Source organism: Micromonospora sp. A3M-1-15 (genome assembly GCF_024213425.1).
GTDB lineage: Bacteria > Actinomycetota > Actinomycetes > Mycobacteriales > Micromonosporaceae > Micromonospora > Micromonospora chersina.
Window position 1 is genome coordinate 1,368,303 of sequence record NZ_JANAVK010000001.1, and the last position, 24,524, is coordinate 1,392,826.

Genomic DNA, 24,524 nt, shown 5'->3' on the forward strand with positions numbered 1-24,524 from the left:
GGGTCCTTCCCTACAGGGGCTGGTAGGGGTCGTGGCTCTCGTGGTCGTCGGCACCGTCGGCGTCCTGGGCGTCGGAGGCGCCGCGGGCGCTGACGCGCGGCTCGCGCGACAGCTCGAGAGGTGGCTGGTGCTCGCTGGCGGAGTCGTCACGCGCGACAGGTCGCTCAGCCATGCATTGGCCTACGGCTATGGATCATGCAGTCATGCTCGACGGACGAGTGACCGCTCGCTATCCAGCAGATACGTCAATTTTCACGACGCGTCGCCGAGGGAGTCCTCTTCTGCGAACACTCCGGCCTCCACCGCCTTGACCGCGAGCGCGGTCCGGGAGGTCACCTTCAACTTGCGCATCGCCGCACGTAGCTGTTGATCCACCGTCGCCGGCGACTTGGCCAGGATCCGGCTGATCTCCCGGTTCGTCTTGCCGCCGACAACGAGTTGGACCACGTCGAGCTCGCGAGGTGAGAGCTGATCGCCGTACCCTCGTCGGCCGCCGCGCCACAGTCGCGGGACCTCGGCGCCGTGTTCGCGAAGCCGCTGTGCGACACGGTCCGCATCGCCGCGGGCACCGAGCCTGAACAGTTGCTCGTACTGCGCGGCGAGCAGCTCTCGGCCTTGCTCGATCTGGCCGTGCGCGATGAGCGCCTCGGCTTGACGCTCGCGGGCGAGCATGGCGTCGTAGGGGCGCGGCAACGTGCTCCAGGCACGCGCCGCCCGACCGTAGGCCGTCGCCGCGCGGGCATGGTCTCCGGCTGCCGCGAGCAGCAGGGCGCGGCATACGGTGAGCGCGGCGCGAGGCGCAGGCGCCGTGCGGCCCCGCAGTCCTCTGGCGAACTGGCCGCCCAGGCGGGTTGCGGCCGTCAGGTCGCCCGCCGCGAGGTGCGCCTCGATCCGGGCGGGGACGAGGTCCGTCGCCCAGACCCAGATGTCTTTCTTCCGGACGGTGTCGATCGGCTCGTCCGTGATCTGCAGCGCCCGGCCGCTGCTTCCGTCCGTCAGCCACAGTCTGGCCAGCGCAGCGGCGGCCTCCATCGTGTCGTCGGCTGCGCCGAGACGGGCAGACTCCTCGAGGACCAGCCGGAACTGCTCCTCCGCGGCGCGCCGCCGTCCGGCTGCGGCTGCCAACCGGGCCGCGAGGCGAATGCTGCCGAGGTAGTGCGCCGGTCGGTCTCGATCGGCATCGGCGAGTGCGGCGCTTCGCTCCGCGAGACCCTCCCACCCGCCGGTGAACCACGCCAGGTTGGCCTGTTCGAGTCGGACGTTGTGCTGCAACCGGGACGCCTGCTCGGCCTCGGCAAGGCGCATGGCCACGGCGAGGTGATTTTCCGCGTCGGCGTACCGACCCCAGATCAGCGCGCCGGTCCCGACATTCGCGTGGATGCGGGCCACATCGAGACGCTCCGCCGAGGTCGCGCCGTCGACGGGCAGGTCAGCGACGACGTCCCAGGCCTCCTCTTCGCCGAGCATGAGCAACGCGGCGGCTCGGTTGCCGGCCAGGTTCAACCGCTCCGCCGGCGAATCGAATTCGGCGGCGAGCTCGGCGGCGCGATCCAGCCAACGCCGGTGGGTCGACGCCGGCCACGGCCCCGCATAGGCCCATCCCAGATAGGTCATCGCCCGAGCCGCCTCGACCGGGTCATGGTCGAGGTTGGCCACCGCCTGCTCCAGCTCGCCGAGTGCGGCCTGCGCCTCACCCCCGGTGATCAGGAGTCGACCCAGGGGGTTGCGGATCTCGGCCTGCTGGCGGGCGGACAGATCGGGGGTATCCAGGACCGAGCGCAAGGTGCGGATCACGCGGTGGTGGACCTCGTCGACCGGTTCACGACGGCCCAGTGCGGCAACTCCGGCGATGCGCGCGACTCGTGCCCGATCCGCCGGCGGCAACACAGCCCACGACAACAGATCGACCAGCAGGTCGACTGCCTTGGTGTGGTCACCCGAGGCCATGGCCAGCTCGGCACCCTGCTCGGCGTACCGCGCCCAGGACCGCGTCTCGCCCGCCTCACGGAAGTGGTGGGCAAGGCGTGCGACAGGCGGCGGATGGATGTCCTCCAAGGCGCGGCCGGCCAGCAGATGGAAGTGTCTGCGGTCGGTCAACGGGATCGCTTCGTAGACAGCCGTGGCGGCCAGCACGTGGCGGAATCGCCACCGGCCGCGGTCGTCTCCGTCCAGGACGCCGGCGTCGGCAGCCTCCGCGACAGCGTCCCGACACGCAGTTGGTGACAGACCGGCGGTCATCGCGATCGTGGCCAGCGACGACCGTTCAGCCAACGTGGCCGCGGCTCGCAGCACCTGCTGTGCCGTCGGCGACAGACGGCCCACCCGCTCCCGGGTGGAGTCGCGCACCGTTGGCGGCACCTGCAGCTCGCGCAGCTTCAGCCGGACCCACTGCCCGTCGCGAAAGACGAGATCGGCACGGTCGCACATGAGGCGAACCGACTCCTCCAGCGCCAGCGGAACGCCGCCGGTCCGCTCGTGCATGAACGTCGCGAACTCCTGCGATACCGGGTTGCCGTCCAGCATCGACGACACCAGCGCTGCCGTGTCGTCGGGTCGCATCGGCCCCAGGGCGATCCTCAGCTGGGTCACGCCAGCCGGCAACCGGGACGTCAGCCGCAGCAACAGCGATCCGACGTCCACCTCCTCCGGCCGATAGGAGATCACCAGGCTTGGCCCGTCCGACTGCTGGCGGGAGGTGACGAACAGCAGGAACTCCAAGGTCACCTCGTCGGCCCAGTGCGCGTCCTCCAGCACGAGAACGTCGACACGCAGAGCCCGCAGCAGCTCGTCCAGGGCGCGGAACAGGCGATGCCGTGCCGCCTTCGCATCGCCCAGGGGCGGCAGTGCGGGCGGCAGGTCCGAGGACCATTCAGGGAACAGGGGCCGTAACGCACCCGCGAGCTCGGTGAGCGGCGGTCGCGACGCCGGGCGGTCGATCCCACGGAACGCGTCGACGATCGGCCCCAACGTCAGCGACTCGCGAAGCGGCGGGCACACCGAGACCAAAGCCCTGCGCTGGTCCGGCCCGGCCAACCACTCCCGCAGCAGTCGGCTCTTCCCGATCCCCGCCTCGCCCTCCACCAGCACGATCGCCGGTGGCCGGGCCAGGGCGCTCCGAAGCGCCGTCATCTCCCGATCACGACCCACGAAGTGCGGCGTGGAAACCGTCGGTGACGTCCGTTCGTCCTCGGGCGAGGGGTCGAGCATGCGTGATGATCTCTCTTTTCGCTGCTCGGGCACAAGTACCATCGCGGCGCGATCCACGTACTGCTCGAAGCGGAGGGCCGGGCTGCCTCGCCCGGCCCTCCCCGACCGAACTCACTCGTTGCGGGCGGTCTCCGGGCCGGTGATCCGGCGCAGCAGCGGCAACGTCGAGGCGACGATCCCCAGCGATGCCGCCAGCCCACCGGCGACCATCAGGTAGAACGAGCCGTCCGGCGCCAGCAGCGTGTAGCCCAGCTGCGCCCGCAGGAACAGGTGCGCCGCCAGGAAACCCATCCCGGTCGCCACCGCCGCGACGGCCAGCAGCGGCACCACCGTCTCCAGCGCCACCACCCGCCGCAGCGTGCGCAGCTGCACGCCGCTGAGCCGCAGCATGCTGAACGGCCGCTTCCGGTCGGTCAGCCCGCCGGCCACGCTCACCGCCAGGCTGCACCCGGCGATCGGCAGGCTGGCCAGCATGACCACGTTGGCCAGCTGCTGGAACTGCACCATCAGCCGGGCGGAGTCCGCCTCCCACTCGGCGGTGCTGGACGGGAAGCGCACCGTCGGAAACGCGTTGATCAGCATGGTCCGGGCCTGCTCGAACGCGGCGCGGTCGGCGGTGTTGACGACCACCGACCGGATCGGTTGCCGCTCGACCTGCGCCGGGTCCATGTGGGCGTCGGCCCAGACGTAGCGGTCGTTGGTCAGGTCCCGCGCGCGCTCGCCGATGAGGTCGTCGGCCACGGCCGCGACCCGCGCGCCGGCGGGGCAGGTGCCGAACACCGCCAGGCGGTCCAGCTCGGCGCACGTGATGATGCCCGGCCACCACCATCGATAGGCGGGATTGTCCGTCCCATTCACCTCGAGCGGGGGCGGTGTGTCGACGGGGTTGGCGCGGACCAGGGTCACGCTGCGTACCCCCGGGATCGTCGCGAGTCCGGCCGGGATCTGGTCCGCGGTCGGTGCGGGGCCCTCCTCGGGCTCGAACCACGTCGACAGGGAGGTGGCGGCCACCGAGTCGGTGCGCGGCTCGCCCCGGTTCGCCACGTAGGTGGTGATGATGCCGGTGGCGACGCTGGTCACGAAGAGCGCCACGATCAGCCCGCTGACCGACCGGAAGGCCGCCCGGGGATTGTCCGCGAGGCGCCGGCCGGCGATGAGGGTGGCCGGCCGGCTGGCCCGTCCGGCCAGCAGGCGGGCGCCGAGCATGGTCAGCCACGGCCCGGCCAGCAGCAGCCCGGTCAGGATCAGGAGAAACCCCGAGAGGTACGCGGTGAGCTGGCCGTTGGTGGTGGGGGGACGCCGGCCGATGAAGTACGTCAGCTCGACGAGCCCGGCGACCAGCGGGATCAGCCGCCAGGCGCGCGGCGGTTTCGGGGTGACCCGGCGCGCGACGCCCAGCGGGGAGATCTGCACCCGGCGCAGCGCCAGCCAGGACGCCACGACGGCGCCGAGCGGGATGCCGAGCGCCACGGCCAGGACATCGCCGATGGCGAGTGACAGGTCGGCGGCGAAGAAGCGCTCGCCGGTGAACGGTATCGCGGCGAGCCCCGGGCGGAGCGCGAGGAACAGGCCGAACCCCACGGCCGTGCCGACTGCGGCCGCGAGCACGGATTCGACGGCGGAGATGACGGAGATCTGCCGGGGCGTGGCGCCGATCAGCCGCATGGCGGCGAAGCGCTGCTCTCGGCGGGTCGCGGCCAGCCGGGTGGCGGTGCCGATGAAGATGAGCACCGGGAAGAGCAGCGCGACCGCGACGATGGAGAGCACGAGGGCCATGCCGTCGTGGTTGATGCCGACGTAGCAGCCCCTGGCGCAGCTGCTCGGCGAGGTGGTCATGATCTGCGTGGCCTTGCGCGCCCCCAGGTGCTCCAGGTCGGTGGGCGTCCGGCCGATGACGATCAGCAGCGAGTCGGGGGACGGCAGCGCCACCCGTCCGATGGTGCCGACCTCATGGCCGGGGAACCGGTCGCCGAGCTGCGCGGCCGGCGTGGTCCGCAGCAACTCGCCGAGGGCGGGCGAGACGTAGTACTCGCCGGGACCGGGCAGGCGCGGGATGCCCGGCGGGACGGGCGCGTCCGGACCGGTCGCCGCGACCTCGACCCGGCCGATCGAATCGCCGTGGTAGTAGTCCTCCCGGATCAGCCACCACAGCGGGTCGACCGACGGGTCGGCGGCGGCCGGCGCTACGGCGGTGTTCAGCCAGGCGTATCGCTGGTTCTGCGCGTTGACCGCGTTCATGCCGGCGAGCGTGGCGAGCAGCATGCCGACACCGAGCGCCACAGCGGTGGCGATGACGGCGAGCCGGATGGCGGCCTCCCGCCCGCCGGCCAGGGACAGTCGGACCGCGAACCGGATCATGCGGACACCAGCGCGTTCACCTTGCCGTCGCGCACGATGACCTGCCGGTCGGCGTACGCGGCGACCCGGGCCTCGTGGGTGACGAGCACGACGGTGGTGCCCTGCTCGCGGGCCGAGGAGACCAGCAGGTCCATGACCTGCTCGCCGGTCAGCGAGTCCAGCGCCCCGGTCGGCTCGTCGGCGAACAGCGCGCCGGGACGGGCGACCAGGCCGCGGGCCAGCGCCACGCGCTGTGCCTGACCGCCGGAGAGTTCACCGGAGCGGCGCCGCTCCAGCCCGTCCAGGCCGAGCCGCTCGAACCAGGGCCGCGCCTCGGCGAGCGCGGCGGTCCGCTTGACGCCGCGGAGCAGCAGCGGCAGCGCCACGTTCTCCTCGGCCGTCAGCTCCGGCACGAGCTGCCCGAACTGGAACACGAACCCGAACTGGTCGCGGCGCAGGACGCTGCGCTGCGTCTCGCTGAGCGTGTCGATCCGGCGGCCGTCGAAGTGGATCTCGCCGCTGTCGGGCACCAGGATCCCGGCCAGGCAGTGCAGCAGCGTGGTCTTCCCGGAGCCGCTCGGGCCCATGATGGCGACGATCTCGCCGGGGGCCACCAGGACGCTGGCGCCGCGCAGCGCCTGGGTTTCGCCGAAGGAGAGCGTGACGTCGCGTGCCTCGATGGCCTTCACTTCCGCACCGCCTTCGCGAGGGCGTCCAGCCGGGCGGCCGTGGTGTCGATCCAGTGCAGGTCGGCTTCCAGGTGGAACAGGCCGTGGTCGGCGAGCATGGCGTCGACCAGGTTGCCGGAGCGCTTGATGTCGGTGAGTTCCTTCATCCGCACCAGGTGGGCGGCGCGCTGGCGGTCGAGGTAGTCCTCCGCGGGGCGGCCGAGCATCAGCGCCAGCACCACCTTGGTGAACAGGACCGTCTGCAGGTTGGGCTCGGCCGGGACCGGTTCGGTCAGCCACGACTCGACCTCGGTGGCGCCCTGCTCGGTGATGACGTAGCGCTTGCGCTCGGGGCCCACGCCCGGCTCGACCTCGCCGATCACGATCTTGCCGTCCCGGGCGAGACGGCTCAGGGTCGAGTAGACCTGGCCGAACGGCAGCGGCTTTCCCCGGCTGAAGAAGGCGTCGTAGTCGCGCTTGAGGTCGTAGCCGTGGCTGGGCTCCCGTTCGAGCAGGCCAAGGAGGGTCATGGGAACGCTCATGCCGAGACTATAACCCGAGGGTATACCTCGCGTATATATCTCGCGCGTATGTCAGCGCGCCCTCCCGCTGTCGACACCGGCAGCGGCGGGCTGTCCGGTCGCCGCCAGCGGGGTCAGTGCGAAGTGGACCGTGCGGCCGGTCCTGGCCCGGCCCAGCCGGTGCGTCAGCGGCACCAGCACCCCGTGCAGCAGCGGATGCTTGCCGACCAGCGCCCGGCTCGCCGCCCGGTACTCCGCCCCGCTCAACCGCCGCGCCACCGCCTCCACCGCCTCCCCGGTGGGCTTGCCGAGGGCGGTCGACGGGGCCAGAGTGACGTGCGGGTTGTTGCGGATCCGCCGGGTCTTCCACGCCTTCTCGAAGCTGCGCACGTACGCCCGCTCCCCCGCCACCGCGACGCTCACCGCCGTCGGCACGGGGGTCCCGTCCCGCTTGAACGTCGTCAACACCACGGTCTTCTGCCGCACCAACGGCGCCCACGCGGGCGCCGGGGCGGGGTCGACGTAGCCGACCACCCAGCCGAGCTGCCGCAGCCGGGCCACCAGCGCGGCCAGGGCCAGCAGGGCCGACAGCCCGACCAGCCAGGTCTGGGCCGTGCTGCCGCCCAGGTCGGCGTCGACCACGTGCGACACGGTGTGCGCCGCCGCGCCGACGACGTAGCCGGCCAGGGCGACCGCCAGGGCGTCGGCCCAGATGAGCGCCAGCAGCAGGGTCGCCCCGATGCCGAGCTGGAACGCCCCGACGTCGTGCACGAAGTGCTCGTGCGGCGGGAACCCCACCGCCGAGCTGAACGATTCCGCCCGGGCCAGCGCCCACACCCCGACGACCAGCGACGCCGTGGCGAGCAGTGCGACCGTCCCACGTACGAGTGCTCTCATGTTGGCGGGACGGGCCGGCGGCCTGGGATGTGACCTGGGCGCCGAGACGTCGCCGTCAGCCCTCGTGCGGAGCCCTCACTCACCAGCCAGTGAAAGGTCCCCCATGGGCGGCCAGTTGGTGGGGAGCGACAACTGGCCGCCGCTGGTTACCGCGCTTGAGTGGTAACTGGCTTTGGATCAGGTGGTGGAGCGGGCGATGGCGTGCTCGACGAGGGCGACTGTGGCCCGGGGGTCGGCGACTTGAATGATGAGGCGGGTGTAGCGCTCGTCGCGCAGTTCGATGACGACGGCTTTGGCCGGGTCGCGGACGTCCCAGAAGATGCGTTCGCCATCGACGTGGAAAGTACCGGCGATGATGACGCCCGGCAGGTGGGCGCCGGGCGCGCGGATGCCCTTTGGCTCCTTGATCACGCCAGGGTCGGCGGTGGCGCCTCGGACGTTGAGCAGTGGGATCGCCAGGCGGCTCTTGAGGGCCCAGAGCTTGTCCAGCCCTTCGATCTCGACGATGAGGCTGTCGTTGTCGATGCATACCTTTGCCATGGAAGCTCCTTCAGCGTTGCGGTTGGTGAATCCGGTCGAACAGGACCGTGCCGGCGCGGGCGGCGTCGACCCCGGTGCGGACCCGCAGACGCAGGCCGAGGATCGCCGCGGTGAGCGCGTAGGTCAGGGGTGACGGCGCGTCGTCGGCGGTCGCCGCGCCGTCGCCCAGGGTGAGATCGATGGCAGCGTCGAAGTCGCGCATGGCGCGGGCGACTTCCTCTGCCACCTCGGAGTCCACCGGCGCGCGTTCGACCACGGCCAGCAGCAGCAGGTCCAGGTCAGGGCTCGCGGTGTCGGCCACGAACATGTCCCGCAATGCTTGTGCCGGGTCGGGGGCCGCGGTGACCTTCGCCAGCAGTGGCCGGACCTGATGCTCCAGGTGCCACCGCAGGGCGGCCAGGTACAGCCCGCGCTTGCTGCCGAAGACCTTGTACAGGCTGTTGCGGTGCACGCCGAGGTGCGTCACCAGGTCGTCGACGGAGATGCCGTCGTACGCCCTGCCGGCGAACAGGCTTGCCGCCGCCCTGATCACTTCGGTCTCGTCGAATGCTCTCGGTCGGCCCATGGAAGGACCCTAGCCGGTTTAGGAACGATCAGTCAAGAACGCTCGTTCCTAAACCCCCCGCGCACGGGTGGCACCGGAAATTTGCTCCGATGCCACCCACTCCGCTTTCCGATAGCAGCTCAGCCCCAGTCCGTCATTTCAGCCTTCGTGCGGTCCCTCGCTTACCCGCCGCACGTCGACCTCGACGTCGATCCCGCTCTCGGTGAAGACGTCGACGAACCGCTTCGCCCACTCGACCGCCTCCTCCTTGGAGCGGACCTCGATCAGCCCGAACCCGGCGATCAGCTCCTTGGTCTCGGTGAACGGCCCGTCGGTGACGGTCTTCTTCCCCTTGGTCGCGGTGATCCGCGCCGACTCCTCGCTGCTCTTGCAGAGCCCCTCGGCGGCCAGCAGGATCCCCGCCCTGGAGACCTCCTCCATGTAGGCGCCCATCCGCTTCATGAACTCCGGCGACGGCTCGAAGTTGCCGGGAACGGCCTCGTCCAGCTTGTGCATCAACATGTAACGCATCTCAGTGCTTCCTCTCGCTGATCGTGTGCAGGGAAACCGCGGTGAGCCAGCCGAAGACCAGGGCCGAGCCGAGCGCCATCCGGACGCTCATGCTGCCCTGGTCGGGCCAGGCCATGACGGCGACCGTCGCCAGGGCGACGAGGACCGACGACAGCGCGCCCACCCGGCCGAAGCGGCGGGCGAAGACCAGGCAGGCGACGGTGAGCGAGCCGAAGGAGAGCATCGCGCCGACCCCGTGGCCGTAGGAGTGCCAACTCATCGTCTCGGGGTTGCCCTCCGGCGCGCCGGCCGGCCAGCCCATGCTCGGGTCGGCGCGGAGCACCCCGGCGACGATCAGCCCGACGCCGAGCACCGCCACCAGCGCGGGCCCCCACGTCGCGGCCGGTCCGCCGCGCAGCGCCCGCCGGAAGCCGGCCGCCCCGGCGAGGGCCAGCAGCCCGGAGACGACGAAGTTGGCGATCTGGATCCAGCCGTGCTCGCCCAGGGCGAGCAGGCTGAGCGGCTGCCGGCTCAGGTCGAAGCCGTCCCGGGTGAACGCCTGGACCAGGCCCAGCCCGAGGAACAGCGGCCCGGCGGCGGCGCCCGCGGCCAGCAGGGTGGCGGCCGAGACACCCCGTGTGGTCCCGGCCTGGGTGAGCGTCGTACTGGTCATCTCGATCTCCTCGTCATCGGTGCTCTCACCGACGCGTCGATCGGGGCGACACGGATCCGACATGAGTTCTCAAGATTTTTTACGAGCCGCAGGCGGCGGCCCGGTCGAGCAGCAGGGCCCGCTCGCGGGCGTTGCCGGTGAGGGAGGCCGCCCGCTCGAACTCGGCCCGTGCCTCCGCGTGCCGACCCAGCTTGAACAGCAGGTCGCCGACCACGCTGGGCAGCAGGTGGTAGCCGGCCAGTGCGGGCTCGGACTCCAGCTCCCTGGCCAGTTCGAGGCCGGCGGCGGGCCCGTCGGCCTGGGCGACGGCGACGGCCCGGTTCAGCTCCACCACGGGCGAGGGCACGAGCCGGACCAGCTCCGCGTAGAGGGTCGCGATCCGCGCCCAGTCGGTCTCTTCCGGGGTACGCGCCCGCGCGTGGCAGGCCGCGATCTCGGCCTGGAGGGTGTACGGGCCAGGGTGGTCGGTGCGGGCCTTGTCGAGGGCGGCGAGGCCGCGCCGGATGAGCAGTTGGTCCCAGCGGCTGCGGTCCTGGTCGTTGAGGAGGATCGGTGCGCCGTCGGGGCCGGTGCGGGCCCGGGTGCGCGACGCCTGGATCTCCAACAGGGCGGCGAGCCCGTGCACCTCGGGTTCGTCGGGCATGAGCCCCTGCAGCAGCCGGGCCAGGCGGAGCGCCTCCTGGCTGAGGGCGGGACGCATCCAGTCGTCGCCGACGGTGGCCGAGTAGCCCTCGTTGAAGATGAGGTAGACGACTTCGAGGACCGAGTCGAGGCGTTCGGCGGCTTCGGCCGGGCCGGGCACCTCGAAGGGGATCTTGGCGGTGGCGAGGGTCTGCTTGGCCCGGGTGATCCGCTGCCCGATGGTGGGTTCGGTGGTGAGGAAGGCGCGGGCGATCTCGCCGGTGGTGAGGCCACCGAGCAGCCGCAGGGTGAGCGCGGCGCGGGCGATCGGCGACAGGATCGGGTGGCAGGCCACGAAGATCAGCCGCAGCAGGTCGTCCTCGATGTGCTCGTCCAGCGCGGCGTCGAAGTCGGGGGTGACCTGCTCGTCGAGGTCCCGGCCGAGCTCGGCGAGCGTGCGCTGCTGGGTCTGCCTGCGGCGCAGCATGTCGACGGCCCGGCGCTTGCCGACGGTCGTCAGCCACGCCCCGGGATTGGCCGGCACGCCGTCGCGCGGCCACTGCTCCAGCGCGGCGACCAGCGCGTCCTGGGCCAGTTCCTCGGCCTGGCCGACGTCGCGGACCAGCGCCGCGATGCCGGCGACAACCCGGCCGGCCTCCATCCGCCACACCGCCTCGACGGTGCGCCGCGCGTCGGACTCCCCCATGGGCACATCTCAGCAGGCCGGTCCGACGTTCGCCAGCAGACCGGAGAGTGTCGTAGGCGGCTCGTAGCCTGGCGCGGTCATCGACGATCGCAGGGAGGCGACGTGCTCGACCACTTCTCCGTCATGGTGCGCAACCTGCCGGCCAGCGCCGCCTTCTACGACGCGGTGCTCGCCCCGCTCGGCGGCCGGCGGATCATGGAGCCCGGCCCGATCGGCTACGGCGTCGACAGTCCCGACTTCTGGCTGGTGCCCGCGCCCGCCGACGCCGGCACGCCGCTGGAGGCGCACATCGCTTTCACCGCCCCGGACCGGGCGGCCGTGCAGGCGTTCCACGACGCCGCGGTGGCGGCCGGCGCGGAGGTGCTGCACGCGCCGCGGGTGTGGCCGGAATACCACCCGACCTACTTCGGGGCGTTCGTCCGCGACCCGGACGGCAACAACGTCGAGGCGGTCTGCCACCGGCCGGAGTGAGGCGTCCGCGCTTCCTGGTCGGCCTCGGGACCCGGTGCGGCAACACCGGTCCGGCGGCGGCCCGGCGCATCGGGCGCCGGGCCGCCGCACTACCACCGGGTTCCGGTCGTTGAACCGGGCGGGTCCACGAGGGCCCGACGAGGAGGCAGCATCGGGTGTTCGACGGCTTCGCGGAGCTGGACATCGTCACCAGCGACACGACGATCCATGGGCGGCGGGGTGGTGACGGGCCGCCGGTCCTGCTGCTGCACGGCATGCCCGAGACCCACCTCATGTGGCACCGGGTCGCGCCGCGGCTCGCGGAGCGGATCACCGTGGTCGCCACGGACCTGCGGGGTTTCGGCGACAGCGGTGCGCCGCCCAGCGCGCCGGACCATGCCCCGTACAGCATGCGGCGGGTGGCCGCCGAGCAGGTGGAGGTCATGCGGCTGCTGGGCTACGACCGGTTCGCGGTCGTGGGGCACGATCGCGGCGGGCGGTGCGCGTACCGGATGGCGCTGGACCATCCCGACGCGGTGAGCCGCCTCGCGGTGCTCGACATCGTGCCCACCGGCGACGCGTTCGACCGCGCCGACATGGCGTTCAGCCTCGGGTTTTGGCTCTGGTCGTTCCTCGCCGCGCCCGAGCCGGTGCCGGAGCGGCTGGTCGCGCAGGCGCCGGAGGTCATCGTCGACCACATGCTCGACGATCTGTCGGAGGTGCCGGACGCCTTCCCGGCGGCGGTGCGGGCGGAGTACGTGGCGCAGCTCCGCAGGCCGGACGCCGTCCACGCGATCTGCGAGCAGTACCGGGCGGCGGCGACGCTGGACTACGAGCACGACCGGGCCGACCGGGGCCGGCGGCGGATCGGCTGCCCGGTGCTGGCGCTGTGGGGGCACGCCGGCCCGGTGGCGACCTGGTACCGGCCGCTCGAGGTGTGGCGGGCCTGGGCGGACCAAGTCGAGGGCGGGCCGGTCGCGGCCGGGCACTTCCTGCCCGAGGAGGCGCCCGACGAGACGCTGCGGCACCTGCTGGCGTTCCTCTCCTGACCGCGGGACGCCGGGTGCGGGCGACCCGGGGCACGATGGGCAGGTGGACATCGAGCCGGTCGACTGCGCGCCCGTGCGGGCGTTCCCGCGCGCGTGGTTGCGGCAGCGCTGGCAGGACCTCACCTTCCTGCACTGGGCGGTCGAGCCGGAGGTGGTCGCGCCGCTGCTGCCCGCCGGCACCCGCCCCGACACCCTCGACGGGCTCAGCTACGTGGGGCTGATCGGCTTCCGGATGGTCGGGCTGGGCCTCGGCCGGGGTCCGGGGGTGCCGTACTTCGGCAGCTTCTGGGAGACCAACGTCCGGCTGTACTCGGTCGACGGCACCGGGCGGCGGGCCGTGGTGTTCCGCTCGCTCGACGCTTCCCGGCTGGTGCCGGTGCTGGTGGCGCAGCTGAGCCTGCGGCTGCCGTACAAGTGGTCGGCGATGCGGCTGGACCGGGACGGGGACCGCCTCACCTACCGCTGCCGGCGCCGCTGGCCCGGCCCGGCGGGGGCGTCGAGCCGGATGGCGGTCCGGGTCGGTGAGCCGATCGCCGACCCGACGCCGCTGGAGCATTTCCTCACCGCCCGCTGGGGCCTGCACACCCGGGCGTACGGGCGCACGCTGCACCTGCCGAACTGGCATCCGCGGTGGCCGTTGCACCGGGCGGATCTGCTGCACCTGGACGACGAGCTGGTCGCCGCCGCCGGATTGCCGCCGCCGGCCGGGCCGCCGGTGAGCGTGCTCCACTCCCCCGGCCTCCCGGTCGTGTTCGGCGGGCCGGCGCCCGTGCGCTGAGGCGTCAGCGCAGCGGGTCGTGGGTGCCGCGCGGGACGTCCGGCCGGCAGCGGCGGACCCGGTCGGCGGCCAGCCGCCCGCCCACCGCGAGGCCGTACTTCTCCACGGCGGCCAGGCCGTACGCGCTGCACGTGGGCGTGTAGCGGCACTGGGCGGGCCAGCGATGCGACAGCCACCGGCGGTAGCCGAGGATGGCGGCACGGCCGGCGCGATCCACGGCGGGCCCGCGCACCACGCCGGCGGCCACCGCGCCGAGGGTCAGCAGCAGGGAGAAGAGACCGAGGTCGCAGCAGCCCGGGCCGTCACAGTCGGGGAGATCGCAGTTGCACCAGTCCCGGTCCTTCTTCTTCTGGCGTCGCTTCCGCATGATCACCAGGCCATGATGCGACACGCGTGCCAGCGGCCTGGGCCAGCGCCAGCACGCTCAGGCCGAACATCAGCACACCCAGGGGAAGGTGGACCGACGGGACGTGCGCGATGCCCAGGACGACCTGGACCGACGCGAGCACGAAAACCCGGACGCGTACCGGACCGGCCGGAGGGAGCCGCCGCCCGGCTTCCACGCCAGCACGGCCGCGAGCACGTAGAGCATCGACGCCCCGTACATGACACGGGCTCCGACGGTTTGCAGGGTCTCCCCGTAGGACGAGGTCAGCAGAAGTCCGGCGGAGATCGCCTGACCGAAGATGGTCAGGGTCTGGAGGGCGATCGCGATCCGCAGGAACGTGGAGCTGCGCGGTGCCGTCGCCATCACCTGGGTGGCCATGTCACTGCTTCCTACTTGTTGCTCATAGTTGAGCGGTTCGGATGGTTCGCTCTCCGCCCGGTGGTGGCTGGGCTGGAGTCCTGGACCGGCAGTCTGGTCCGGTGGCGATCGGTCCGGTCCTGCAGGATCTGCTTCACCTTGTGGTGTGGGGTGTGCAGGGCGATGTCGGGGTCGCCGGCTCGGTGCAGGATGTTGATCGCGGCGTTCACGTCGGCCTGCCACACCACCCTGCACGAGGTGCAGTGAAATCGGTCCCCGCTGCGGCGGCCGAGCCGGCCGCAGCGGTGACAGGTTTGTGAGGTGTAGGCGGCGTTGACGTGGACGAGCGCAGAACCTCTGCGCTCCGACACGTTCTTGAGGGCCTCGGCGGTGACTCCTTTGGTCCACGCGACGAGACGCCGGCTGATGTTCTTGCCCAGCGGCTTGCGGCCGGTGAAGCGTTTGGTGAGATCCTCGGCGACCACGGTGCCGGCCTTGTCCACGACCTCGTGCACCGCGGTGAAGATCTCCGTGCGCACCCGCGCCCGATGTCGGGCGGCCTGCCGATCCCGCTTGATCGTGCCGAGATTGTTGACCTTGATCCGGTGCGCTTTCGCGTGGTTCCCACGCAGGGCGGCGTTGTTGGCGATCGAGCGGAGCTTCGCCCGGCGTCGGTTTCGTTCCTTCAACCGATCCGACTCGCGGGTGAGCAGCACGCCGAGCCCTGTGCCGTGGGGCTGGCCGTCGGAGTCGGTGAGGGCTTCGGTGTAGCCCTTGTCCACGCCGATCGTCGCCTCGCCGCATGGTCGCTGTGATGAGCGCATCTGCGCCGCGTCGATCTGGTAGTGCACCTCGACCCGTCCGCTGCGCAGGATCAGCCGCACGGTACCGGTCGGCGCGACGGTCGTGCATAGCGGGATCCTGACCATCTTGCGGGGCTCGAGACCGGGGATCGCCAGCCACAACCGTCCCCGCCCATCGACAGTGGTGTTGTGCTTGTCGGCGCGTACCACGATCTGATCGTGCGTGCGGTTGTGGCCCCGCTTCCAGTGTTTGCGCATCTGCCGGGCCAGGAACGGATCGTCAGCCCACTGGTCGGCCTTCAGCGCGGTGAACATTCGTTTGCGCTCGGCCGGATCGTTGGTGCGTCGGTTGATCGCCCGCCGGACGTCGACCTTGGCCGCCTCCAGGTTCGCGGCGACGTCGGCCATGGCGTCGCGGACGGTTTCCTTCCACGCATTCGCCAACACGCCGAACTGCACATGCGTGCCGTCAGCCAACCACCGGTCCCGCACCTGCCGGTCTGTCAACCCAGACCCGACTCCGGCGATCGAGCCGTAGCGCTGCCACACCTCGCTGCGCACCCGGCCCAACCGACGAGCCTGCTCCACCAAAGCGGCGTACTTCCCCGGGTTCAGTCGGGCCGAGTAGGCGATCCGGGTGACCTTCACCGGTCACCATCCATGGTCAAGTCCGCCCTCTTCAACTCCTCCTCGTAGCGGCGCAAACCGTCCAGCCGGCACGAGAAGGTGCGCACGACGGCCAGGAGGTCCTCGACTAACTCCTGCTGCGGGGACAGGGACTCCTGGTTGGCCACGACGATCTCGCAGCCGCCACGCGCCGCCACATGCTCCAGCAGGTCGAACCCGAACCGGGCCAACCGGTCCTGGTGCGCCACCACCAGCGTGGCGACCTCGCCCCGGTCGACCGCGTCCATCAACGCCAGGAACTTCTTACGGCGAAGGTCCATCCCGCCGCCGACCTCGCTGATCCACTCGTCCACGGCCAGACCGCGAGCGAGGCAGAACTGTTGCATCGCCGCCACCTGCGAGGCCAAGTCGACCTTCTGACCCGGCGACGAGACCCGGCAGTACACCACAACCTTCCGCCGGTCGGCGTCGAAGCCCGGCTGCAGCACCCGGCGCACATCCGAATCGTCGAAATACCGCTGCCCGGACGGCAGACGACGGGCCGTGATCCGGCCCTCCGCCTCCCACCGGCGCACCGTACTCACCGAACGGCCCACCCGCTTAGCGAACTCGCCGATCCGATACACGCTCGCCACGGCAGCCGATTGTGGACAGCTCTAGAAAGGAAAGCAACTACTAGTAGCGGCTCCCCGGCATCCCGGTCGTGTTCGGCGGCCCGGCACCGCTGCGCTGAGGTGTCAGCGCAGCGGATCGTGGGTGCCGTGCGGGACGTCCGGCCGGCAGCGGCGGACCCGATCGGCGGCCAGCCGCCCGCCCACCGCGAGGCCATACCTCTCCACGGCCGCCAGGCCGTACGCGCTACAGGTGGGCGTGTAGCGGCACTGGGCGGCCCAGCGGTGCGACAGCCACCGGCGGTACCCGAGGATGGCGGCGCGGCCGGCGCGGTCCATGGCGGGCCTGCGGACGACTCCGGCGGCCACCGAGCCGAGGGTGAGCAGCAACGAGAAGAGGCCGAGGTCGCAGCAGCCCGGGCCGTCACAGACGGGAAGGTCGCAGTTGCACCAGTCCCGATCCTTCTTCTTATGGCGCCGCTTCCGCATGATCACGACGCCATGATGCGACATCCGCGCCAGCGATCCGAGACGCGCCGGATGTCAGGCGGCGTCGGCGATCGGGGAAAACCCGACGTCGAGCCGCATGTCCAGCGCCCGGACGAGCCGTTCGAGGACGACGAGCGTGGGTACGGTGCCGCCGGCCTCGTTTCCGACAGGCCCCGCATCGGACCTCAGCGCCGGGCCAGCGCCAGCACACTCAGACCGAACATCAGGACACCCAGGGGGAGATGGACCGACGGGACGTGCGCGATGCCCAGTACAACCTGGACAGAGGCGAGCGCGAGGAATCCGGACGCGTGCCAGAGAGGCCGGGGCGAGCCGCCGACCGGCTTCCACGCCAGCACCGCCGCGAGCACGTACAGCATCGACGCCCCGTACATCACACGGGCTCCGATACTGTGCAGCGTCTCTCCGTAGGACGAGGTCAGCAGCAGTCCGGCGGAGACCGCCTGAACGAAGATGGTCAGGGTCTGCAGGGCGATCGCGATCTGCAGGAACGAGGGGCTGCGTGGTGCCTTTGCCGTCACCTGAGTGGCCGTGGCCATGTCATTCCCCTTTTCCGCCCTCGGGCAGCAGGTCGATAAGGTCTCACCAGCCCGACGACGCGGGCCTGCGAAAGGTAAGGCGAGGGGGCGGCCGCAAGCGTGGGGACTGTCGCGACCAGCGCGGATGAGATAGCCGGCGAACGACGCCAACTGATCAACGTCGCCTACCGGTTGCTCGGTTCGGTGACCGAGGCCGAGGACGCGGTGCAGGACGCCTACGCCCGCTGGTACGGGCTGCCGCCGAGCCGGCGGGAGGAGATCCGGTCCCCCGGCGCGTGGCTGACGACGGTGACCAGCCGAATCTGCCTGGACCGGCTCGGCTCGGCGCGGGCCCGCCGTGAGCGCTATGTCGGCGCGTGGCTGCCCGAGCCGCTGCCCGACTGCACCGAGTGGGACCACGCGGGTGGCGCCGGCCCCACCGGCCGGGCGGACCCCGCCGATCAGATCGTCCTGGACGAGTCGGTGTCGATGGCCTTCCTCGTCGTCCTGGAGTCGATGACGCCCGCCGAGCGGGTGGCGTTCGTCCTGCACGAGGTCTTCCGGTACCCGTTCGCCGAGATCGCCGACGTTCTGGGGCGGACCCCTGCGGCCTGCAAGCAGCTGGCGGCCTCCGCCCGGCGGCGGGTGGCCGTCGCGAGCGCTCCGGTGCCGGCCGGGCAGGCCGACGTGGTGAGGCACGTCAAGGAGGCCTGGGAGAGCAGGGACATCCCAGCCCTCGTCGGTCTCCTCAACCCGGCTGCCGTGATGACCGCCGACGGCGGCGGCATGGTCGGCACTGTCCTGCGCCCGGTGGAGGGCGGCGCGCGCATCGCGCAGTACATGGTCGCGATCGCCGAGATGGCTCCGGGGCTCGAACTCCTGGAGCGGTCGGTCAACGGTGTGCCGGGCCTGGTGGCCCGGCGTGGCGGTGTCGTGGTGACCGTGGCCTCGTTCGACGTCGCCGACGGGCGCGTCAGCCGGATCTGGGCGGTCCGCAACCCGGAGAAGCTGCGGCCGTGGGCGCAGGAGGGCTGACCAGCCCTCGTTCAGCCGGCGTGGACAAGCGCCATCGCGTCACGCCGGAACAGCTCAACCGATCGGATCTGGTTCGGTGGAGTCGGGTGGGGCGACTGCCGGGTGCCTAGCGTCGAGGGCGTCAATCGGAAGGAGCACCGGGTGCTGGAGCGGCTCAACCAGGCCATGGACGACCTCGAACGCCACCTCGACCAACCGCTCGACGTGGCCGGGCTGGCTCGGATCGCCTGCACGTCGGAGCACCACTTCCGGCGGCTCTTCTCGGCTCTCGCCGGGATGCCGCTGTCGGAGTACGTGCGCCGGCGCCGGCTCACCGTGGCCGGCGCCGAGGTGCTGGCGGGCGAGGCGTCGCTGCTCGACGTGGCGGTCCGCTGGGGGTACGGCTCGAACGAGGCGTTCGCCCGGGCGTTCCGCGCGGTGCACGGGGTCGGCCCGGCCGAGGCCCGGCGCACCGGGGCGGTGCTGCGGTCGCAGCCCCGGATGTCCTTCCGGCTCGTCGTCGAAGGGAGCACCAGCATGGACTACCGGATCGTGACCAAGGACGCCTTCACTCTCGCCGGGGTGAAGGCCCGGGTGCCGCTCGTCCACGAGGGGATGAACCCGCACATCGTGGCGTTCATCAAGGGTCTCGACCCGGAGAAGGTACGCCGGATCGAGGCGCTCTCCGACCAGGAGCCGCACGGCATCGTCAACGTGAGCGACGACCTGGCCGGCTCTCGGGCGGAGGGTACCGAGCTGGACTACTGGCACGGGGTGGTGACCGGCGCGGACGTGCCGGAGGACCTGGACCGCCTGCCGGTGGCGGCCGGTTCCTGGGCGGTGTTCACGGTGTCGGGCGAGTTTCCGCAGGCGGTGCAGTACCTGTGGCGGGACGTGTTCACCCAGTGGTTCCCGTCGAACCCGTACGAGAGCCGCCCGGGGCCGGAGATCTCGAAGGTGCGGGTGTCGGCGGACGGGAAGACCGCCGACGCCGAGCTGTGGATCCCGGTGCGGCGGGTCTGACGGGGAGCTCACACCTCTTCGGCCCAGGCTCGCCGGACCGTCAGGACGTGGCCGTGGCCCCCTGCGTCTGCGCCGCCTGTTTCAGGCAGGCCGGCACGTCGTGCACGTGGTAAGGGTGTTCGTTCGGTTCGATGCCGGCGAGGAACATCGCGTACACGGCGGCCATTCGCAGCGGCGCGACCGGGCGGAGCAGGTCGACGGCCCGGCGCGGATCGCTGCCGGGCACGTCGGCCCGCCAGCGGGCGACCCAGGCGTCGAGCAGTGGTGCGGCGGTGGCCGGGGCCAGGGTTTCGGTGAGGCGCAGGATGTCGAAGGCGGGGTGTCCGACGAATGCGTCGCCCCAGTCGATGACGGTCCGCCGGATGCCGTCGCCGCGGACGTTGCCGGGGTGCAGGTCGCCGTGGACGAGGGTGTCGGGCAGGCCGCAGTCGCGTACCTGGTCGAGCCGGTCGTCGAGGCCGGCGAGCAGGTCGGCCACGACCGAGAGGTCATGCGGGGCGAGCCGGTCACGGGTCCAGCCGGCGAGGGCCGGCCCGCGCAGGTCGGGTACGCCGGCGGCGAGCAGCGCGGTGACGTCGGCGGCGGCGCGGAGTTGGAGGCCGTGGTGGTCGGCGGCGATGGCGGCCCGTTCCGCCGGGCCGGCGGCGTAGCGGTCCTCGCCGGGGATGTGGTCGAGGAGGATCCGGCCGGTGTCGTCGGCGGCGAGCAGGGTTGGCGTGGTGTCGGGTGCGGCGGTGGTGAGCCAGCGCAGCACGGCGGCCTCGTGTCGGAAGAAGGGAGGCACCTGCTTGAGCCAGGCGCTGCCCCGCTCGCCGTCGAGTCGCCAGATCGCGGAGAGGTTCCAGGTGCGGTGCTGGGCGACGGCGATCACCGTCCGGCCGAGCCGGTTCAGCTCGGCGGTGGCCCAGGCGAGGCTGCGGGCCGGGCCGCCGGGCTCGGCCCAGGGGGCGCGCAGCGGGTGCGGCGTGAGGTCCACGGACACCGGTGCCAGGGGTACGGCCGGCGGCGCGGTCGCCTCGGCGAGGTAGGTGAGATGGCCGCCGGGCGGTTCGGGACGGTCGGCGGTGAGCAGCCGCAGGACGGCAACCTCGACGCCGTAGCGGCGGTGGGCCTCGTCGACGATGGCGCCGACCTGCTGCCACCAGGGCTCTGGCACGTCGTACGGGGGCAGGGCGCCGAGCGGCCGGCCGGCGGCGTCGACCAGGACGAGAGTCACCGTGCGAGACACGCCGAGACCGTAGCGTCACTTCCACCTGACAGCGAGCGGTTATCGACCGGTCCGCCTCGCGCCGGTCAGGCGTGTCAGGCGCCGGTCGTGACCTGACAAGGGCTGACCGGGTTCGACAGACCCGGACAGCGCAACCGGACGTGGCGGGATGCCCGTACGGCCGGGCGTGTCCGTCCCCGAGTCGGATCGGGGGTCGGCGGTCCGGGACGGGTACGGGTTGCACCCGGATGCCTTCGGCACGACCGGCGGCGAGGCTGGGGCCATGACACTCACCGATAAGCCGACGCGCACGTCATACCCGTGGTTGCGGCCGACCGCCCTGGCCGCCGCGCTGCTGCTGCTCGGCTACGGCCTCCTGCGCACGGTCGACCGCCTGGACGGGCACAGCGACAAGGGCGCGTGGGCGTGGAACACCGGGCACACCCTGTTCCTGGTCGGCATTCTCGCGTTCGGGGCGGTGATCGTGGGGCTGCACGGCCTGCTGCGTACCGTCTCGCCCCGGCTGCGGGCGGTGGACGACGTGGCCGCGGTCGCCGGTCTGGTCGGCGCGGCCGCGTTCATCTGGGTGATCCTCGGCGACCTGTTCCCGCGGTTCGCCGAGGCGGTGCCGCCGCCGGACGTGGTGCTGCTGGGCGGGCCGATGCTGTTCGAGCTGGGCCTGCTGGTGCTGCTGGTCCGGGCGGTCGTGCTGCGGCTGCTGCCGGTGTGGGGGCCGGTGCTGGTGCTGGCCGGGTTCGTCGCGATCGCCGTCGATCTGGACCTGCTGCCGGTCGGCGCGGCCCTGGTCTTCGGTGGACTGTTCCCGCTGCGGCGGACTGCGGTCGGCGGTGCGCTCGGACCCGGTCAGGCAGCGTAGACCGGGCGTCTGGTGCCGCCGTGTTCGGCGCACCCTCCACCCTTCATGCCGGTCCTGCTGGTCAGGCCGTCCTCGCACTGGACCAGGTATCCGTTGCCGCTCCAGAGGTTGTCGACGCAGGCGAAGTAGTCGCACACGTCCGAGGCGGGGGCGTACACGTAGGAGCCGCCGCAGTAGTTGTAGCCGTACGGGTTGGCCGGCGCCCCGCAGCGGTCCGCCGGGGTGGGGCTCGGCGAGGTCGGCGCGGGACTGCCGGTCGCACTCGGCGACGACCGGGGGTGGTCCCGTGGCCCGCCGGTGGCGGGGGTGGTCGTCGCGGGGGTGGTCGTCGCGGAGGTGGGCGCGGCGGTGCGGAATTCCGCGGCCGGCGGCGGGTCGGAGGTGGTGCCGGTGGCGGGGGGAGTGGTCGGGCTGTCCGGTGCGCTGGGACCGGGGGACCCGGACGGCACGCCCGGGCCGGTGGGCTCCACCCCGGTGCCTCCGTCCACCTCCATCCCGATCACGGGCCGGTCCGGGAGGGACCCGTGGACGACGCTGGCGACCGCGGCGATGGCCAGTGCCACCGCGACGGCGGTGACCAGGGCCGGCCGGACGAGCCGGGCGGTCAGCGGCGCGTCGGCGGGACTGGCCGGCGTCGGCCCGGGCAGCTGATCGTGCCAGTGGTCCACCACGGCGTCGTCGAGCCGGTCCAGCAGCGCCGCGCGCGCTCCGGTCGCGTCGGCGTACGCCACGGTGAGTCGCAGCCGGAAGGCGGACGCGGCGGTCCGGGGCACCCGCACGCCGCGGATCCGGCCCGGGCGCTTCGCGTGCAGCAGCGTGAGCGGGTCGCCGGGGTGGTGGGCGATCCCGGCGATCCGCGCGTACGGCCACTCCTCCTGCTCGTCGCGGCCCACGATGATCAGCCGCCGGTCGGTCACCACCGCCGTGCCTGCGTCGACCACGCTGACGCCCCTCGGCTGTGGGGTCGATCCGTCCTCAAGGGGCACGACGGTGAGCTCGGCGGTGGGCAGACCTGCGGTGTGTCGCGCGGTCACCTCGACGAGTTCCGCGGCGGCCTCGACGGCCAGCACGACTTCGTCGTCGTCGAGCTGCACGGGCAGCCCCGCCGGCGCCTCCGCCAACTGGGTGGGTTCCTCGGCCTCGGTGTAGAGCTGGCGCAACTCCTCGTCGCGCCGGCGCCACGCCTGCAGAGCGGCCTCGTACGCCGTGCGCCGCCGCTCGTTCTCCCGTCCGACCCACCGGGCCCGCCAGCCGCGCGCCTCGCCGTCTTTCGCCGTCACCGGGTTGCCTCGCATCATGAAGGGCTTCCGCGTCCATCCGGTACAACCGTCGGCGTCCGGGAAGGGACATGGACGGCATCGACAGGGTTCGGCCTTTTCCGGCTGGCCGATCGGGGGAGGCGACGTCGAACCAGGTCCAGGCCTGCGCGGGCCGGAGCGGCGGTACGGTCCGGAGATGGACCAGCGCGTCAGTCTCATCACCCTCGGCGTGGCCGACCTGGCCCGGGCCCGCATCTTCTACGAGCGCCTCGGGTGGCGCGGCCAGGAGGTCGAGGAGACCGTGTTCTTCCAGGCCGGCGGCTTGGCGGTGGTGTTGTGGGGGCGGGACAAGCTGGCGGACGACGCCGGCCTGGCCGACCCCGGCGGGGACGGTTTCGGCGGAATGACCCTGGCGCAGAACGTGCGCAGCCGCGCCGAGGTGGACGAGGTCCTGGGCCGGGCCGCCGAGGCGGGCGCGACGGTCACCCGGCCGGCCCGGGACACGTTCTACGGCGGGTACGCCGGCTGCTTCACCGACCCGGACGGTCACGTCTGGGAGATCGCCTGGAACCCGGGTTTCCCGCTGGCCGGGGACGGCTCGCTGACCGTGCCCGACTTCGGCTCCACCACGTAGCGGGACAGGCCGTCGGGCAGCGGCGGCTGAGCGGTCAGGTCCAGAAGGTCCGGCGGTAGCCCTGGTGGCCGGCGCACGACTCGCGCTGCCCGCCGGTCAGGCTGACCGTGCCGTCGCGGCACTGCACCAGCCAGCCGCGCCCGGACCAGAAGCCGGGCACGCACTCGAGCACGTCGCAGATCCCGGCGGCCGGCTTGCGGATCCGTTGGCCGCCGCAGAAGTCGTACCCGTAGGGGTTGACCGGGGCGCCGCAGCGGCGTTCGGCGGCCGGTTGCGGCGCGGTGCTCCGGGACGGCGCGGTGGTCGGCGCGGTCCGGGTGCGCTGCGGCTTGGGCTTGACCTGGACGGCGGGGGCGATCGGCAGGGGCACCGGGGTGGCGGTGGCCGCCGGGGTGGCCGCGGAGGCTATCTCCGAGCCGGGGCGCACCGGCGGGTCCGACTCGAAGAGCATCGCCGGCACGATCAGCGCGAGGGCCGCGCCGACCGCCACGGTCCGCCGGCCGCCGGGGAGCAGCGCGGTGACCCGGGCCTGCGCGGGGGTGAGCACGGCCGGCCGGGCCGGCCGCACCGCGTCGTGCTCCGCGATCAGCTCGTCGAGCTGGGCGACGACGGCGGCGCGCTGCTCGATCGCGTCGGCGAAGGCCAGCGTGAGCTTGAATCGGAAGTCGCCCACCGCGCCGGTGGGCAGCAGCAGACCGGAGGTACGCCGCCGGTCGAGGACCTGGATCAGCGTGACCGGCGCCCCCGGGTCGTGGGACAGCCCGGTCATCCGCCCGTACGTCCAGTCGCGCCGGCCCCGCCCGCCGAGCAGCACGAGACGCCGGTTCGTGAGCACGGCGAGCCCGGCGTCGGTGACCTTCACCCCTTCGGGGCGGCGCGGGCGCAGTACCGGCGGTTCCGGGTCGACGGTCAGCTCGGGGGCCGGCAGCACGGCGGTGTGCCGGACCTCGACCAGTTGCGCGGCCGGCAGGGTCCAGAAGACCACCTCGCCGGGGGCCAGCTCCATGGGCAGGCCCGCGCCGGCCTCGGCCGAGCCGTGGAAGGACCCGGCGAGCGTACGCAGTCGCCGCAGCTCGTCGTCGCGGCGTCGCCACGCCTCGTCGGCCACGCGGAAGGCCCGCTGCCGCCGGTCGTTCTGCCGGTGCGCCCACCGGTAACGCCATGTGGAACCCGTCGAATCAGTCATCGCCACGCC

General features: G+C 72.4%; 27 protein-coding genes. 7 read left to right on the forward strand and 20 right to left on the reverse strand.

The genetic code is table 11. From position 1 onward, the window contains the following. Positions 1-10: 10 nt before the first annotated feature. From NLX85_RS06225 to NLX85_RS06275, 11 genes are all read right to left on the reverse strand, one after another. Positions 11-172, reverse strand: a complete 162-nt coding sequence (locus tag NLX85_RS06225; protein WP_254332123.1) for a hypothetical protein — start codon at positions 170-172, stop codon at positions 11-13. Between the two features lie 80 nt (positions 173-252). Beyond that, positions 253-3,207, reverse strand: coding sequence for a LuxR family transcriptional regulator (locus NLX85_RS06230; protein WP_254332129.1), 2,955 nt, complete (start codon positions 3,205-3,207; stop codon positions 253-255). A 111-nt stretch (positions 3,208-3,318) separates the two neighbouring features. Beyond that, positions 3,319-5,565 (reverse strand): FtsX-like permease family protein, encoded by a 2,247-nt coding sequence (locus NLX85_RS06235; RefSeq protein WP_254332131.1) that lies wholly within the window; start codon positions 5,563-5,565, stop codon positions 3,319-3,321. After that, entirely contained in the window at positions 5,562-6,233 is a 672-nt protein-coding gene (locus NLX85_RS06240; protein WP_254332133.1) for an ABC transporter ATP-binding protein, read from the reverse strand. The genes NLX85_RS06235 and NLX85_RS06240 overlap by 4 nt, the downstream gene beginning before the upstream one ends. Next, positions 6,230-6,754, reverse strand: a complete 525-nt coding sequence (locus tag NLX85_RS06245) for a PadR family transcriptional regulator (protein WP_254332135.1) — start codon at positions 6,752-6,754, stop codon at positions 6,230-6,232. Before NLX85_RS06245 ends, NLX85_RS06240 begins: the two co-directional genes overlap by 4 nt. A 51-nt stretch (positions 6,755-6,805) precedes the next feature. Beyond that, positions 6,806-7,630: a PPOX class F420-dependent oxidoreductase gene (locus tag NLX85_RS06250; RefSeq protein WP_254332137.1), complete on the reverse strand. Its 825-nt coding sequence runs from the start codon at positions 7,628-7,630 to the stop codon at positions 6,806-6,808. 177 nt (positions 7,631-7,807) lie between these two features. Beyond that, positions 7,808-8,170 (reverse strand): hypothetical protein, encoded by a 363-nt coding sequence (locus tag NLX85_RS06255; RefSeq protein WP_254332139.1) that lies wholly within the window; start codon positions 8,168-8,170, stop codon positions 7,808-7,810. A 10-nt stretch (positions 8,171-8,180) separates the two neighbouring features. After that, the gene (locus NLX85_RS06260; protein WP_254332141.1) at positions 8,181-8,735 is read right to left on the reverse strand and encodes a TetR/AcrR family transcriptional regulator; all 555 of its coding nucleotides are present in this window, start codon (positions 8,733-8,735) and stop codon (positions 8,181-8,183) included. 138 nt (positions 8,736-8,873) lie between these two features. Further along, a complete protein-coding gene (locus NLX85_RS06265; protein ID WP_254332149.1) occupies positions 8,874-9,245 on the reverse strand; it encodes a YciI family protein in 372 nt (123 codons plus the stop codon). A 1-nt stretch (position 9,246) separates the two neighbouring features. Beyond that, a complete protein-coding gene (locus tag NLX85_RS06270) occupies positions 9,247-9,897 on the reverse strand; it encodes a DUF998 domain-containing protein (protein WP_254332151.1) in 651 nt (216 codons plus the stop codon). Between the two features lie 79 nt (positions 9,898-9,976). Continuing rightward, positions 9,977-11,224 carry an RNA polymerase sigma factor gene (locus tag NLX85_RS06275; protein ID WP_254332153.1) on the reverse strand — a complete coding sequence of 416 codons (1,248 nt, stop codon included), beginning with the start codon at positions 11,222-11,224 and terminating at the stop codon, positions 9,977-9,979. A gap of 102 nt (positions 11,225-11,326) precedes the next feature. On the opposite strand from NLX85_RS06275, the gene NLX85_RS06280 reads away from it, so the two are divergent. From NLX85_RS06280 to NLX85_RS06290, 3 genes are all read left to right on the forward strand, one after another. Then, entirely contained in the window at positions 11,327-11,695 is a 369-nt protein-coding gene (locus NLX85_RS06280; protein WP_254332155.1) for a VOC family protein, read from the forward strand. Positions 11,696-11,850: 155 nt separating this feature from the next. Further along, positions 11,851-12,723 carry an alpha/beta fold hydrolase gene (locus NLX85_RS06285; protein ID WP_254332157.1) on the forward strand — a complete coding sequence of 291 codons (873 nt, stop codon included), beginning with the start codon at positions 11,851-11,853 and terminating at the stop codon, positions 12,721-12,723. Between the two features lie 43 nt (positions 12,724-12,766). After that, on the forward strand, positions 12,767-13,501 hold the full coding sequence (locus tag NLX85_RS06290) for a YqjF family protein (protein WP_254332159.1): 735 nt from the start codon (positions 12,767-12,769) through the stop codon (positions 13,499-13,501). Between the two features lie 4 nt (positions 13,502-13,505). On the opposite strand, the gene yidD (NLX85_RS06295) is transcribed toward NLX85_RS06290, so the two are convergent. The 6 genes from yidD (NLX85_RS06295) to NLX85_RS06320 form a co-directional block, all read right to left on the reverse strand. Continuing rightward, entirely contained in the window at positions 13,506-13,868 is a 363-nt protein-coding gene (gene yidD, locus NLX85_RS06295) for a membrane protein insertion efficiency factor YidD (protein WP_254332161.1), read from the reverse strand. 69 nt (positions 13,869-13,937) lie between these two features. Further along, the gene (locus NLX85_RS06300) at positions 13,938-14,267 is read right to left on the reverse strand and encodes a hypothetical protein (RefSeq protein ID WP_254332163.1); all 330 of its coding nucleotides are present in this window, start codon (positions 14,265-14,267) and stop codon (positions 13,938-13,940) included. An 11-nt stretch (positions 14,268-14,278) separates the two neighbouring features. Then, positions 14,279-15,697 (reverse strand): transposase, encoded by a 1,419-nt coding sequence (locus tag NLX85_RS06305; protein ID WP_254332165.1) that lies wholly within the window; start codon positions 15,695-15,697, stop codon positions 14,279-14,281. Further along, complete coding sequence (locus NLX85_RS06310) at positions 15,694-16,311, reverse strand: IS607 family transposase (protein WP_254332167.1); 618 nt, start codon at positions 16,309-16,311, stop codon at positions 15,694-15,696. The genes NLX85_RS06305 and NLX85_RS06310 overlap by 4 nt, the downstream gene beginning before the upstream one ends. 102 nt (positions 16,312-16,413) lie before the next feature. Further along, positions 16,414-16,776 carry a membrane protein insertion efficiency factor YidD gene (gene yidD / locus NLX85_RS06315; protein WP_254333660.1) on the reverse strand — a complete coding sequence of 121 codons (363 nt, stop codon included), beginning with the start codon at positions 16,774-16,776 and terminating at the stop codon, positions 16,414-16,416. Between the two features lie 185 nt (positions 16,777-16,961). Then, the gene (locus tag NLX85_RS06320; RefSeq protein ID WP_254332169.1) at positions 16,962-17,336 is read right to left on the reverse strand and encodes a hypothetical protein; all 375 of its coding nucleotides are present in this window, start codon (positions 17,334-17,336) and stop codon (positions 16,962-16,964) included. A 99-nt stretch (positions 17,337-17,435) separates the two neighbouring features. Between NLX85_RS06320 and sigJ the strand changes: the two genes are divergently transcribed. Beyond that, positions 17,436-18,350, forward strand: a complete 915-nt coding sequence (gene sigJ / locus NLX85_RS06325) for an RNA polymerase sigma factor SigJ (RefSeq protein ID WP_254332171.1) — start codon at positions 17,436-17,438, stop codon at positions 18,348-18,350. 141 nt (positions 18,351-18,491) lie between these two features. After that, positions 18,492-19,352 carry an AraC family transcriptional regulator gene (locus NLX85_RS06330; protein ID WP_254332173.1) on the forward strand — a complete coding sequence of 287 codons (861 nt, stop codon included), beginning with the start codon at positions 18,492-18,494 and terminating at the stop codon, positions 19,350-19,352. A gap of 40 nt (positions 19,353-19,392) precedes the next feature. Here NLX85_RS06330 and NLX85_RS06335 read toward each other — a convergent pair whose 3' ends face one another. Continuing rightward, on the reverse strand, positions 19,393-20,580 hold the full coding sequence (locus NLX85_RS06335; RefSeq protein ID WP_254332175.1) for a phosphotransferase: 1,188 nt from the start codon (positions 20,578-20,580) through the stop codon (positions 19,393-19,395). 262 nt (positions 20,581-20,842) lie between these two features. On the opposite strand from NLX85_RS06335, the gene NLX85_RS06340 reads away from it, so the two are divergent. Next, positions 20,843-21,436: a hypothetical protein gene (locus tag NLX85_RS06340; protein ID WP_254332177.1), complete on the forward strand. Its 594-nt coding sequence runs from the start codon at positions 20,843-20,845 to the stop codon at positions 21,434-21,436. Here the strand turns inward: NLX85_RS06340 and NLX85_RS06345 are convergent. Next, positions 21,424-22,716, reverse strand: a complete 1,293-nt coding sequence (locus tag NLX85_RS06345; protein WP_254332179.1) for a hypothetical protein — start codon at positions 22,714-22,716, stop codon at positions 21,424-21,426. The genes NLX85_RS06340 and NLX85_RS06345 overlap by 13 nt on opposite strands. A gap of 175 nt (positions 22,717-22,891) precedes the next feature. Between NLX85_RS06345 and NLX85_RS06350 the strand changes: the two genes are divergently transcribed. Beyond that, positions 22,892-23,329: a VOC family protein gene (locus NLX85_RS06350; protein WP_254332181.1), complete on the forward strand. Its 438-nt coding sequence runs from the start codon at positions 22,892-22,894 to the stop codon at positions 23,327-23,329. 34 nt (positions 23,330-23,363) lie between these two features. On the opposite strand, the gene NLX85_RS06355 is transcribed toward NLX85_RS06350, so the two are convergent. After that, positions 23,364-24,521, reverse strand: coding sequence for a hypothetical protein (locus tag NLX85_RS06355; protein WP_254332183.1), 1,158 nt, complete (start codon positions 24,519-24,521; stop codon positions 23,364-23,366). Positions 24,522-24,524: the final 3 nt, after the last annotated feature.